Annotated in this window: 11 protein-coding genes and 1 rRNA gene; all 12 read left to right on the top strand. The window is 73.8% G+C overall.

All coding sequences use genetic code 11. The features are described from left to right. Positions 1-61: 61 nt before the first annotated feature. Positions 62-178 (top strand): 5S ribosomal RNA (gene rrf, locus N865_RS20665). Positions 179-501: 323 nt separating this feature from the next. Then, positions 502-1,179 carry a hypothetical protein gene (locus N865_RS20660; protein WP_169735776.1) on the top strand — a complete coding sequence of 226 codons (678 nt, stop codon included), beginning with the start codon at positions 502-504 and terminating at the stop codon, positions 1,177-1,179. Between the two features lie 44 nt (positions 1,180-1,223). After that, positions 1,224-1,982 carry a tetratricopeptide repeat protein gene (locus N865_RS20655; protein ID WP_051511185.1) on the top strand — a complete coding sequence of 253 codons (759 nt, stop codon included), beginning with the start codon at positions 1,224-1,226 and terminating at the stop codon, positions 1,980-1,982. A gap of 51 nt (positions 1,983-2,033) precedes the next feature. After that, positions 2,034-3,095, top strand: a complete 1,062-nt coding sequence (locus tag N865_RS20650; protein ID WP_034810150.1) for an HAD-IIA family hydrolase — start codon at positions 2,034-2,036, stop codon at positions 3,093-3,095. Positions 3,096-3,258: 163 nt separating this feature from the next. After that, positions 3,259-3,459: a hypothetical protein gene (locus tag N865_RS20645; RefSeq protein ID WP_034810148.1), complete on the top strand. Its 201-nt coding sequence runs from the start codon at positions 3,259-3,261 to the stop codon at positions 3,457-3,459. Continuing rightward, the gene (locus N865_RS20640) at positions 3,456-4,289 is read left to right on the top strand and encodes a TlyA family RNA methyltransferase (protein ID WP_034810147.1); all 834 of its coding nucleotides are present in this window, start codon (positions 3,456-3,458) and stop codon (positions 4,287-4,289) included. The genes N865_RS20645 and N865_RS20640 overlap by 4 nt, the downstream gene beginning before the upstream one ends. Further along, positions 4,286-5,212 carry an NAD kinase gene (locus N865_RS20635; RefSeq protein WP_034810146.1) on the top strand — a complete coding sequence of 309 codons (927 nt, stop codon included), beginning with the start codon at positions 4,286-4,288 and terminating at the stop codon, positions 5,210-5,212. The genes N865_RS20640 and N865_RS20635 overlap by 4 nt, the downstream gene beginning before the upstream one ends. Before the next feature lie 9 nt (positions 5,213-5,221). Next, positions 5,222-7,012 carry a DNA repair protein RecN gene (recN, locus tag N865_RS20630; RefSeq protein WP_211244941.1) on the top strand — a complete coding sequence of 597 codons (1,791 nt, stop codon included), beginning with the start codon at positions 5,222-5,224 and terminating at the stop codon, positions 7,010-7,012. 110 nt (positions 7,013-7,122) lie between these two features. Next, on the top strand, positions 7,123-8,304 hold the full coding sequence (steA, locus tag N865_RS20625) for a putative cytokinetic ring protein SteA (protein WP_034810144.1): 1,182 nt from the start codon (positions 7,123-7,125) through the stop codon (positions 8,302-8,304). Next, positions 8,301-9,245 (top strand): copper transporter, encoded by a 945-nt coding sequence (locus N865_RS20620; RefSeq protein ID WP_034810142.1) that lies wholly within the window; start codon positions 8,301-8,303, stop codon positions 9,243-9,245. The genes steA and N865_RS20620 overlap by 4 nt, the downstream gene beginning before the upstream one ends. Further along, positions 9,242-10,078 (top strand): hypothetical protein, encoded by an 837-nt coding sequence (locus N865_RS20615; RefSeq protein ID WP_157557810.1) that lies wholly within the window; start codon positions 9,242-9,244, stop codon positions 10,076-10,078. Before N865_RS20620 ends, N865_RS20615 begins: the two co-directional genes overlap by 4 nt. Next, the coding region (gene murJ, locus N865_RS20610; RefSeq protein ID WP_051511187.1) for a murein biosynthesis integral membrane protein MurJ at positions 10,075-11,383 on the top strand (1,309 nt) is incomplete at its 3' end. The genes N865_RS20615 and murJ, both read left to right, overlap by 4 nt.

The raw sequence follows: 11,383 nt of genomic DNA, 5'->3' as shown, positions 1-11,383 counted from the left end.
TGTGCAGCTCCCGAGATACAAACGGGACACCAAAACCCACGAATTGATATCTCCATAGAGTTTCGGCTGTCATAGCGAAGGGGAAACGCCCGGCTCCATTCCGAACCCGGAAGCTAAGCCCTTCAGCGCCGATGGTACTGCACTGGTGACGGTGTGGGAGAGTAGGACGCAGCCGGACACACTTTCCAGGAGCGCCCCGGACGGAACTTGACTGATCCGTCCGAGGCGCTCCTTTTTTGTTGACGGGGGTCCCGTCGGTGTCCATGGTGGCGCCGTGGGAGCACCGAGTGAAGGATGAGGACATGAGCGACCACGATGGCAAGGCCGGCAAGGGCCGAGGCGACGACCGAGGCGACCACCGACCGGGCGGGCGGCCAGACCGCGCCCCCGGTTCGCGCGGGCCCTCCGGCGCTGCCGGGGCCTCACGCGGCGGCTACGCGAGCGGCGGGTACTCCGGCGGCGGCCGCGGAGGGTCTGGCGCTCGACCGTCCCGTTCGGGAGATGGCGCCCGGGGCCGTGACGAACGTGGCGGCTACCCGTCGCGTGACGACCGCGGTGGCTACCGCGGCAGCGACCAGCGCGATGACCGCGGTGGGTACCAGTCGCGTGACGACCGTGGCGCATCCCGTGGTGGTGACCGGCGCGATGACCGCGGTGGGTACCAGTCGCGGGACGACCGTGGCGCATCCCGTGGTGGTGACCGTCGCGATGACCGCGGTGGGTACCAGTCGCGTGACGAGCGTGGCGGATCCCGTGGTGGTGACCGTCGCGACGACCGTGGTGGCTACCAGTCGCGTGACGACCGTGGCGCATCCCGCGGTGGCTACCAGTCGCGTGACGACCGTGGCGCATCCCGCGGTGGCTACCAGTCGCGGGACGACCGTGGCGCTTCCCGCGGTGGCTACCAGTCGCGTGACGACCGCGGTGGCTACCGTGGTGGTGACCGGCGCGATGATCGGCGCGATGACCGAGGTAGTGACCGTCGCGATGACCGCGGCGGGTACCAGTCGCGTGACGACCGTGGTGGCTACCGTGGTGGTGACCGGCGCGACGACCGTGGTGGCTACCGGGGCGGCGACCGCCGTGACGACCGCAGCAGCCAGCGGCGCGACGACCGCCCCCGTGGCGGTGCCGCGCGCCCGTCGGGCGGGCCAGAGCACCGTGGCGGCCCTCGGCTGACACCCAAGTCCCCGCGCAAGCCCGAGCCGGCGATCCGGGAGGGCGTGACCGGCCACGAGGTCGACCGCGGCGTCAAGAACCAGCTGCGAACCCTCTCGAAGGAGAACGCCGAGGGCGTCGCGCAGCACCTCGTCATGGTGGCCGAGCTCCTCGACGTTGAGCCCGAGGCGGCCCTGGCCCACGCCGAGACGGCGGTGCGGCGGGCCGGCCGGGTTCCCGCGGCGCGTGAGGCCCTGGGGCTCGTCGCCTACCGGCTCGGGGACTGGGCTCGGGCCCTCGGTGAGTTCCGCACCGTTCGCCGTCTGTCCGGGTCGAACCACCTGCTGCCCCTCATGGTCGACTGCGAGCGTGCGCTCGGTCGGCATGCCAAGGCGCTCGAGCTCGCGCAGAGCCCCGAGGTGAGCACGCTCGCAATCGACGACCGTGTCGAGCTCGCGATCGTCGTCTCCGGCATCCGCCGCGACCTCGGTCAGGTGGATGCGGCCGCGGCGGGTCTGAACGACCTCGTCAGGCGGATCAGCCCCAACCGTCCCTCCGCCCCACGTCTCTTCTACGCCTACGCGGACGCCAAGCTCGCGGCGGGCGATCCCGTCGCGGCGCGCGAGTGGTTCGCCCGAGCCGCCGACGCAGACCACGAGCTCATGACCGATGCCGCCGAGCGGCTCGACGAGCTCGACGGCGTCGAGGTGCTCGACCTGCTCGGTGACGAGGACGAGACCGCAGACGGTCGCGAGGACGAGACGGCTGGCGGCCACGACACCGACCGGCACCGCGGCGCCGGCGAGGCCGAAGGCCGCGACTGACCCTCGCCGGCCACGCCCGGCGCGACCCGATCGGCCTGAGAGGGGACAACCGTGGGACTCAGCGTCTCGAGCGCACCGGTGTCAGCGGCATACGACGGGATCGTCTGTGACCTTGACGGTGTCGTCTACCGCGGCGCCGGAGCGGTGCGGGGTGTCCCGGACGCCCTGCAGCAGCTGGCCGCCCAGGGGAAGGGCATCGTCTACGCGACGAACAACGCGTCGCGGGTGCCGGCCGAGGTCGCGGCGCAGCTGGCGGAGCTCGGCGCACCGAGCGACCCGCACCAGGTCGTCACGAGCGCGGAGGCCGGCGCAGCGCGTCTCGCGCAGCGTCTCGCGCCTCGCAGCGCCGTCCTGGCCCTCGGCGGACCGGGGGTCGCGCTGGCCCTCGAGGCGGCCGGGCTGACGCCCGTCGCACCCGACGAAGCTTGTGGGGACGGTGGGACAAGACGTCGTCAGGCCGTGGTCGCAGTGCTCCAGGGCTTCGGACGTGACCTGACGGTCCGCGACTTCGAGGCCGCCGCGCGCCAGCTCGCGGACGGAGTCGTGTGGGTGGCCACGAACGGCGACACGACGCTCCCGCTCGAGTGGGGCAGCGCCCCCGGCAACGGCGCCTACGTGGCCCTGCTCTCGGGAGTGGTCGGACGCCAGCCCGAGGTCGTCGGCAAGCCCGAACGCCCGCTCTACGACCTGGCCGTCGGTCGGCTCGGAACCCGTCCCGAGCGCACCCTCGCCGTCGGAGACCGCCTCGACACCGACATCGCCGGCGCTGTCGCGGCGAGCCTCGACAGCGCTTGGGTCCTCTCCGGGGTGAACCGTCCGAGCGACCTGCTGGCCGCTCCGGCGACGTGTCGGCCGACGTACGTCGTCCGTGACCTCGGCGCGCTCCTCGAGCCGTATGCCGTCCCGCGCGACGAGGGTGAGCGCTGGGTCTGCGGGGGAGCGAGGATCCGCCTCACGGCCGATGACCTCGTCGTCGAGGAACGCGACGCCGACGGGATCGAGGCCGTCCGTGCCGGGCTCGGCGCGCTCGTCGCCGAACGGGCTCGGGGGATGACCGCGGTCGAGGACCTCGTGCGGCTCGCCCACGCACTCGACGCCCTCGGAACGTCGTAGGGGCGGCCCTGCCCCTCCGACCCAGCAGGCCTCCCGCGGCCCTCAGCTGCCGGCCCGGCGCCCTCAGCTGCCGGCCCGGCGTCCCGCCCAGCACGGAGCGGGTAGCGTGAGCCGTGCGGGTGACAGACGGCACCTGACGAGGAGCGGCACAGGGAGGCAGGACATGCTCGGCGACGCGATCGTCCCCGACGAGGCACCGCAGGGGGCTCGTGATGACGTCCCCGGCACCGGCGACCCCGTTGTCGACTCCGCCCTCGAGGAGCTGCTCGAGGCACAGTCCGGTTCCCTCGCACAGCGCATCGAGGCCGGTGAACGGGCCCACCGCCTGCTCCAGGGACGCCTGAGCGACCTCGGCCAGGCGTGACGGCGCGCCGGCTCGACGTCGAGCTAGTGGCCCGTGGCCTCGCGCGGTCACGGACGCAGGCGCGTGAGCTCATCACGAGCGGTGCCGTGCTCCTCGACGGCCGCCGCGCCACCAAGCCGGCCCATCCCGTCGACGAGGCGAGCGACATCGGCCTGACCCGCGAGCCAGACCGTTGGGTGGGGCGTGCGGCTCTCAAGCTGCTCCACGCCCTCGAGACCTGGCCCATCGACCCGACGGGGAAGCGGTGCCTCGACGTCGGCGCGAGCACCGGAGGCTTCACGCAGGTCCTGCTCGAGCGCGGAGCCGCCCATGTGACCGCCCTCGACGTCGGGCACGACCAGCTCGTCGCCAGCCTGGCGAAGGACCCGAGGGTGACAGACCTCCCTGGCACCAACATCCGAGCCGTCGACGCGCCGTCCCTCGGCGGGGCGTTCGACCTCGTCGTGTCCGACCTCAGCTTCATCTCCCTGACGATCGCCCTGCCCGCCATGCGCCCCCTCGTCGCCGACCACGGGGACCTCGTCGTCCTCGTCAAGCCGCAGTTCGAGGTGGGGCGCGAGCGTCTGGGCCGGCGGGGGGTCGTCACCTCCTCGCACGAGCACCGTCGGGTCCTGCGCGACGTGGCCGGGGTCGCGGCCGACCTCGGCCTCGAGCTGCGCGGCATCACCCCGAGCCCGATCACGGGCGCCGACGGCAACCGGGAGTTCCTCTTCTGGCTCACCCCGGCCACCTCTGTCACGTCCGTCACCTCCGCCACACCACGCGGGGCCGCCGGCCAGTCCCCGGTGGATGACATGCTGGAGGCCATCGACCCGGAGGGAGACCAGTGACGCGCCGCATCCTGCTCGTCGCGCACCCGCGCCGCCCCGAGGCCCTCACCGTGGCGAAGGGCGTCATCGAGCGACTCACGCACCTCGGCATCGACGTGTCGCTCCAGGCCGACGAGGCGAGGGCGCTCGACCTCAAGGTCAGCTCGTTCGTCCACATCGAGCCCGAGGAGAAGGTCGCCGAGGGCTGTGACCTCGTCGTCGTCCTCGGTGGCGACGGGACGATCCTGCGCGGCGCCGAGTTCGCCCGCAGCGTCGACGTCCCGCTCCTCGGCGTCAACCTCGGGCACGTCGGCTTCCTCGCCGAGGCCGAGCGTGACGACCTCGACGCAACGGTCGAGCACATCGCCCACAGCCGCTACTTCGTCGAGGAGCGGATGACGCTCCACGTCGATGCCCGCCTCGCGGGGGAGCTCATCGCGAGCAGCTGGGCCCTCAACGAGGTCAGCGTCGAGAAGGCCTCCCGAGAGCGCATGCTCGAGACGACCGTCGAGGTCGACGGCCGGCCCCTGTCGAGCTGGGGCTGCGACGGCGTGATCGTCTCGACGCCGACGGGCTCGACGGCATATGCCTTCTCCGCCGGAGGGCCGGTGGTCTGGCCGCAGGTCCAGGCGATGCTGCTCGTCCCCAACTCGGCCCACGCCCTCTTCGCGAGGCCGCTCGTCCTCGGCCCCGACACGCACCTCGCCATCGAGATCCAGGCCGGGTCGGAGGGGGCCGGTGTCATGTGGTGCGACGGCCGGCGCCACGTCGACCTGCCCCCGGGTGCCCGGATCGAGGTGCGGCGTGGCCTTCGTCCCGTCCGGCTCGCCCGGCTGACCCGAGCCCCGTTCACCGACCGCCTCGTCGCCAAGTTCGACCTTTCCGTCGCCGGCTGGCGCGGCAACGGGGGAAGCAGCCAGCCCGGTGAGGGTGCCCGGCCCTAAGGTGGTCCCGTGTTCAGCCAGATGAGGATTCGGGGCGTCGGGGTCATCGACGAGGCCGTGCTCGACCTGAGCCCGGGGCTCAACGTGCTCACGGGCGAGACAGGCGCCGGCAAGACCATGGTCGTGTCAGGCCTCGGCCTGCTCCTCGGGGAGCGGGCCGACTCCGGGCTCGTGCGCACCGGGTCCGACACGGCCTTCGTCGAGGGCGTCGTCCAGCTGCCGCTCGACCATCCCGCGCTGGCCCGCGCCGACGACGCCGGCGCCGAGCACGACGACGGCGAGCTCGTCCTCGCCCGCACGATCGCGGCGAGCGGGCGCTCCCGCGCGCACGTCGGCGGGCGGACGGCTCCGGTCGGGGTTCTCGCCGAGCTCGGGCGTCTCCTCGTCGCCGTCCACGGTCAGGCCGACCAGTGGCGCCTCAAGCAGGGCGACGCGCACCGCGAGGTGCTCGACGCGTTCGGCGGCCCCGACCTCCTCGCGCTCCGCGACCGCGTCGCCGAGCTCCACGACCGCTGGCGCGACGCGCGCCGCGAGCACGAGCGGCTCGTCGTGATGTCCCGCGAGCGCGCCCGAGACATCGACGCGCTGACGGCCTCCCTCGAGGAGATCGAGGCCGTCGACCCCCAGCCGGGCGAGGACCTCGCGCTCCGGGCCGAGGACGAGCGGCTCTCCCACGCCGACACCCTCCGCCTCGCGGCCGGTCAGGCGCTGTCCGACCTCAGCGGCGACGAGTATGCCGCCGACCCGGCTCCCGCCGTCCGCGACCTTCTCGGGGCGGCGCGCTCGGCCCTCGCCCCCGCGGCGCCCCACGACGAGCGGCTCAAGGTCTTTGACGAGCGACTCCACGAGGTCGCCGCACTCGTGACCGACGTGTCCGCCGACCTTGCCGCCTACCTCGACGACATCGACCTCGACCCCGAGCGCCTCGCCTACGTCCAGGAGCGGCGAGCGGCGCTGGGGGTCCTGACGCGCAAGTACGGCGAGACGATCGACGAGGTCCTCGCGTGGTCGGGCCGGAGCGCCGCGCGACTCGACGAGCTGATGAGCGCGGACGACCGCGTCGAGTCCCTCGCCAAGGAGCTCGACGAGCTCGGCCGAGAGCTCGCCTCTGCAGCACTCGAGCTCTCCGAGGCGCGCCGGTCGGCCGCGGACCGTTTCGGCTCGCGGGTGTCGGCCGAGCTGGCGCACCTCGCGATGGGCAAGGCCGTCGTCGAGGTGGACGTCCAGCACCGTCCCGACCCGCACGGGATCACCCTGCCCTCCGGCGACCAGGTGCGCCTCGCGAGGCACGGCATCGACGACGTCGAGATCCTCCTCGCGGCCAACCCCGGGGCGGCGCCGCGCAGTGTCGCCAAGGCCGCCTCGGGTGGCGAGCTCTCCCGCGTCATGCTCGCCCTCGAGGTGGTCGGCGCCGGCCGCGGTCCGGGTTCCGTCGCCGGTCCGCCGACGTTCGTCTTCGACGAGGTCGACGCCGGGGTCGGCGGCCGCGCCGCCCTCGACGTCGGCGCTCGGCTCGCGGCGCTCGCGGAGCAGGCGCAGGTCATCGTCGTCACGCACCTCGCCCAGGTGGCGGCCTTCGCCGACCGCCACCTCGTCGTCCACAAGGCCGACGATGGGGCGATCACCTCGAGCAGCGTGAGCGTGGTCGAGGGCGACGCCCGGCTGCGCGAGCTGTCGCGCATGATGGGCGGCGACCCCGACTCGGAGGCCGGTCTCGCGCACGCGGTCGACCTGCTCGAGCAGACGGCGGCGGCCCGCGAGGCGGCCCGCGTCGGAAACCGGGACGCGGCCCGCCTCTGACGCACCAGGTCGCCTGCGGGTGTGGTCCGGCCCGGTAGGTCTCGGGTCGGTGTCGGCAGCCGGCTGCGCGTGCCGTGCCTTCCCCCACGCATGGCACGATTGGGGTCATCATGGCCATCTCCATCCGCCGCCGCACCCACGCCCCCGACATCGGTCCGGGCGTGGCGGGTCCGGCACGCGTCGACGCGCGCACCAAAAACCTCACCAAGCGTCTCCAGGCCGGCGACATCGCCGTCATCAACCACAGCGACCTCGACAAGGTCAGCGCCGAAGCCCTCGTGGCCGCCCGGCCCGCCGCCGTGGTCAACGCGGTCCCCTCGATCTCCGGCCGCTATCCGAACGTCGGGCCCCAGATCCTCGTCGAGGCCGGCATCCCCCTCCTCGACGCGGCCGGGCTCGGGGTCATGGCCCTCAAGGATGGCCAGCCGCTGCGTCTCGAGGGCGACGCACTGTGGTCGGGCGAGAGCAAGGTCGCGACCGGGCGGGCGCTCGACGCATCCTCGGTCCAGGCCGACATGGACGAGGCCCGTGCAGGCCTCGCGGTCCAGATCGAGGCCTTCGCGACGAACACCATGGAGTTCATCCGCAAGGAGCGCGAGCTGCTCCTCGACGGCATCGGTGTGCCACCCATCCACACCGTCATCGAGGGGCGGCACTGCCTCATCGTCGTCCGCGGATACCACTACCGCGAGGATCTCGAGATCCTGCGCCCCTACATCCGGGAGTACCGACCCGTCCTCATCGGCGTCGACGGGGGAGCCGACGCCATCCTCGAGTCGGGCCACCGGCCCGACCTCATCGTCGGGGACATGGACTCGGTCTCCGACAAGGCCCTCAGGTGTGGCGCCGAGGTCGTCGTCCACGCCTACCGCGACGGGCGGGCCCCGGGCCTGGCCCGGGTCGAGGCGCTCGGGCTCACCCCCGTGGTCTTCCCGGCCGCAGGCACGAGCGAGGACGTCGCGATGCTCCTCGCCGACGACTCCGGGGCCGAGCTCATCGTCGCGGTCGGCACCCACGTCACCCTCGTGGAGTTCCTCGACAAGGGGCGCGACGGCCAGGCCTCGACGTTCCTGACGCGCCTCAGGGTGGGCAGCAAGCTCGTCGACGCGAAGGGCGTCAGCCAGCTCTACCGCGCGCGGGTCCCGGGCCGGATGCTCCTCGTCATGCTGCTCGTCGGCATGCTCGCCTTCTTCGCCGCCGTCGCCTCGACCCCCAACGGGCAGGCCTGGCTGCAGGTCCTCGCCGCCCGGTGGGACGACCTCTGGACCGCCATCGTTGGGATCTTCTCGTGATCGACTTCCGCTACCACCTCGTCTCGATCATCTCGATCTTCCTCGCCCTCGCGGTGGGGATCGTGCTCGGTGCGGGGCCGCTCCAGGGCAACATCGGTAGCCAGCTCTCCGACCAGGTCTCGGCCCTGCGCACCGAGAAGCAGGAGCTCAACGCCAAGCTCGCGACGAGCGAGAAGCGGGTCAACGCCGCCGACGAGTACGCCACCGCGGTGGCAGGTCGCGTCGTCGCCGGCCGTCTCGCGACGCACGAGGTCGTCGGCCTCGTGCTGCCCTCAGCCGACGACGGGCTCGTGGGAGCCCTGCAGACGAGCGTCGCGGCGAGCGGCGCCAAGCTCAACGCCGTCCTCACCGTGACCCCCGACTGGTTCGATCCCGCCCTCAAGGCCAAGCGCGAGCAGGCAGCCAAGGCCGCGGCGACCGCGCTGGGGCTCACGTCGAGCGAGACGGGCGACGCGCTGCTCGCCCAGGTGCTCTCGCGGATCGCCGTCGCCAAGGGAACCGCCGTCGCGTCCGCGTCCCGGACCGCGGCCCTCAAGGTCCTCGTCGACGCGGGCCTCATCGAGAGCTCCGTCGAGGCCATCGACCCCGGCGACCTCGCCCTCGTCGTCTCCTCCGACTTCTCGGGCACCGAGTCCGCCGTCACCGAACGGGCGGACGCGGTCCGGACCCTCGCGACCGACCTCGCCGAGAACTCCGAGACGACGGTCGTCGCCGGTGGCGAGCCGCTCGCCGCGGCCGGGCAGCCCGTCTCGTCCGACGCCGTCGCCGCGATCCGGGAGAAGAACGACACCGCGGCCATCGTGTCGACGGTCGACCATGCTCGCGACGGCAGCGGCCCGGCCATCGTCGTCCTCGCCTTCGAGTCGCAGCTCGCCGGCCGCGTCGGTCACTACGGCATCTCCACGGGCGCGACCGCGACCGTCCCGAGGGTCGCTCCGTGAGCCGAGCGCGCGTCCGCGGGACCCTCCTGCCCGCCCTCACGTCCGCAGCCGTCTCCGCCCTGGCCCTGCATGCCATGCGCCGGCTGCCCGCCGCGGTTCGGCAGCCATGGGAACGGGCCAACCACGCGGGTGCGCCGGTGACGCTCCTCGAAGGACCGGCCTGGGTCCTCGGGGCGGCGGCCGGCAGCCTCGTCACCGGTGGTCCGTCGAGCGTCACCGCAACGGCGCGCCTCGCTCCGGCCGTCGTGGCGGTCGCCTCGGGTGCTCTCGGGGCCCTCGACGACCTGAGGGGCGGGGCGTCGAGCAAGGGCCTCAAGGGGCATCTGTCCGCCCTGCGCCGGGGTGAGGTGACGACAGGAGCGATCAAGATCGTCGGTCTCGGCGTGACCGGCCTGGTCGGCGCTGCCCTGCTCGACCGGGGCCGCCGGGGACCGTTCAGCACCCTCGTCGGGGGAGCGGTCGTGGCCGGGGCGGCCAACGCGGTCAACCTCTTCGACCTGCGGCCCGGACGTGCACTCAAGGTGACCGCCTGCTCGGCGGCGCCCCTCCTCGGGGGGCCGGGAGCCGCCGCGCCGGCCGCGCTCGGTGCCTCGCTCGGCGTCATCGGCGATGACCTCGCCGCGCGCTCGATGCTCGGCGACACGGGCGCCAACGCGGCCGGCGCCCTCGTGGGCCTCGCGTTCGTCGAGCGGACGGGCCTGCTCGGGCGGGCGGTCGCACTCGCCGGGCTCACCGCGCTGACGCTGGCGTCCGAGCGGGTCAGCTTCACCGCGGTCATCGAGGGCAACCCGGTCCTGCGCCGCATCGACGAGTGGGGCCGGGCGCCGCGATGAGCTCGACCGCCCCGGACTCGGCGCCGAGGACGTCCCCGGGCGCACCACGGCAGCGGACCGGCCGGTCCATCGCCGCTGCGGCGGGGTCGATCGCGGTCATCACCCTGGTCGCCCGGGTCGTCGGCTTCGGCCGGTGGTTCGTCTTCTCGCACTCGGTCGGCGCCACCTGCGTCGGAAGCGTCTACCAGTCGGTCAACGCCGTCCCCAACGTCCTGTTCGAGATCGCGGCAGGCGGTGTGCTGGCGGCCGTCGCGGTCCCCCTCGTCGCGGGGTTCCTCGCCAAGGGCGACGCGGACTCGGCCGATCGCACCGCATCGGCGCTCCTCGGCTGGGCGCTCGCGGTCCTCCTGCCGCTCGGCGCGGTCGTCGCCCTCGCCGCCACCCCGATCGCCTCCGCCCTGCTCGGGTCCTCGGACCAGTGCCCGGGGGCCGTCGCCCTCGGCACCGACCTGCTGCGCGTCTTCGCGCTCCAGATCCCCCTCTACGGCATCGGGATCGTCCTGGCCGGGGTGCTCCAGTCCCACGGCCGGTTCATCGGCGCCGCGCTCGCACCGCTCCTGTCGAGCCTGGTCGTGATCGCGACCTACCTCGCCTACCGCGCGCTCGTCACCGACCCCGCCGCGCCCATCGGCGACATCCCGGCCGACGCGACCCTCGTGCTCGGCCTCGGGACGACCCTCGGGGTGGCCGCGCTCAGCCTCCCGCTCCTCGTGCCGGCCCGACGGGCGGGCATCCGGCTGCGGCCGACCCTGGCCTTCCCGGCGGGGGTGGCCGCCAGGGTGCGCCGGCTCGCCGTCGCGGGGCTGCTCGCCGTGGCCGGGCAGCAGGTAGCCACCCTCGTCGTCATCCGGCTCGCCAACGACCGCGGGGGGCCGGGGACCCTCAACGTGTACACCTACGTGCAGGCGGTGTCCCTCCTGCCGTATGCCGTCCTCGCCGTGCCGATCGCGACCGCAGCCTTCCCGACGCTGGCGGGCCAGTCGACGCAGAGCCTCGGCGGCGGGGCCAGGGACACGCTCCGGGGGACCTGGCTCGCCACGGTGCTCGTCGGGCTGTTCTCGGCCGGGCTGCTCGTCGCCGTCGCGCGTCCGGTGGGCGCGTTCTTCACGGCGCTCGACGCGGGCCGGTCCGAGCCGTCCGGCGCGGCCGCCCTCGCCGCGATCCCGGCCGCGCTGGCGGCGGTCGCACCCGGCATCGCGGCCCTCTCCGCCATCGGCCTGCTGAGCCGGGCCTCCTACGTCCGCGGCCGGGCCAGGGCGGCCGGGCTCGCCGTCGCGCTCGGCTGGGTCGCCACGACCGTCGTCC

It is taken from the genome of Intrasporangium oryzae NRRL B-24470, from assembly GCF_000576595.1.
GTDB lineage: Bacteria > Actinomycetota > Actinomycetes > Actinomycetales > Dermatophilaceae > Intrasporangium_C > Intrasporangium_C oryzae.
This window is presented reverse-complemented; position numbering and strand designations above follow the sequence as displayed.